The sequence below is a fragment of the Pseudoalteromonas sp. Isolate3 genome, from assembly GCF_022398505.1.
Classification (GTDB): Bacteria; Pseudomonadota; Gammaproteobacteria; order Enterobacterales; family Alteromonadaceae; genus Pseudoalteromonas; species Pseudoalteromonas apostichopi.
This window is the reverse complement of record NZ_JAKEVN010000253.1, coordinates 1-1,295: the sequence shown is the minus strand read 5'-3', so window position 1 is coordinate 1,295 and position 1,295 is coordinate 1. Positions and strand designations below refer to the sequence as shown.

1 protein-coding gene is annotated in these 1,295 nt (G+C 38.6%); it reads right to left on the bottom strand.

Going from position 1 to position 1,295, the window contains the following annotated elements:
- Positions 1-31: 31 nt before the first annotated feature.
- Positions 32-1,273: a DUF642 domain-containing protein gene (locus tag L1D46_RS20670; protein WP_239978170.1), complete on the bottom strand. Its 1,242-nt coding sequence runs from the start codon at positions 1,271-1,273 to the stop codon at positions 32-34.
- Positions 1,274-1,295: the final 22 nt, after the last annotated feature.

Sequence of the window (1,295 nt, the reverse complement as noted above, 5' to 3'; positions counted from 1 at the left end):
GTATTTAACTGGCATTTATAATATTAAAAGTTTACTGTGTTGAGCAAGTTGACCCACTAATAAATGTTAGATCATTTAGATTAGCTGGACCTCGCATTATATATGTTGCTTCAGCAGTGTTTTGATCTAGCGTATAAAGCTTCGCGCTTTGACCACTCTTTCTTCCAGTAACATAGATCGTACCATCATCGGCAACTGCAAGGCCTGATGCCCAGTTAACTCCATGCTCACCTACTAATGTAAGTTCTAAAGTATCTTGATCAACTGTGTATAGTGCTTGTTCAGTTAATGCATAAAGTACGTTATTGTCACTTGAGTATGCAATATCACCACCTATGAACTCTTCACCTTCGTAGCTTAGTTTTCCTAGAACTGTCTTTTCACCAGTTTCAAGGTTGAAGTCATACATGTAGGTTTTGCTTGTTGCACGTAAGTTAAGACCATCAGGAGAAACTGTAGAACGAATAATAGTATAAGAGTTAGTATCTGCGACTTCGCTTTGCGTATTTGATGCTAAATCTAGACTGTAAATTTTTGAGTCTCTAGTCTCACTATCTAGCTTTTCCATAAAGTATAGCTTACCGTCCATACCTGCTATGTTTGCAGCTGTATTAGTAACACCAGCAATTTTTGTTACAGCTGATGTTTCAGGGTCTAAGTGGTAAATATAGCCTTCTGAATCAGAACCATATTTATTAATTGCATACAAACCCGCTTGGACTGAGCAGTATTCTGTAGCTTCACTTACAGAAACATTATCGATGAAGCCACCCACACTACTTCTGCTACCAACGCCAGCTAATGTAATCTCTGAACTTGTGCCAGTTGCCTCTACAGTAAAGCTGTACTTAGTCCAACCTTTAAATTTAGCATTAACAACACCTAAGGATTCACCATTCCACAGCACTTCAACTGTACTCGCTGTATCATCACCAGACACACGTGCTGAGTAATAGAAGCTAATTTCATACATTTTACCAGCTGTTGTAGCTACGGCTTGAGACACGCTATATTGCTGCGTAGAGCCAAGTTCTAGATATTTTTGGCCTTCTTTCGCTTTGAGAATTCCTAGACTACTCGTTTGTATTTCAAAAGGTGCGTTTTCGCTGCGTGTCCAACCAGTGATTTCCTTGAATAATTGCCATTGGCCATTATGATCAGTGACAACCTCGGCTTCGAATGATCCATTTTCAATCAAATTTGTGTTAGCCACGGCAAGTGCAGAGGTAATAGCAAGTGGTAATACAGCTAACTTATAAAATAAACTTTTCATATAACTATCCTTTGTATTAGAT

Coding starts and splice junctions, on each gene's coding strand:
- L1D46_RS20670 (WP_239978170.1), bottom strand. CDS start 1,273: ATGAAAAGTTTATTTTATAAGTTAGCTGTATTACCACTTGCTATTACC.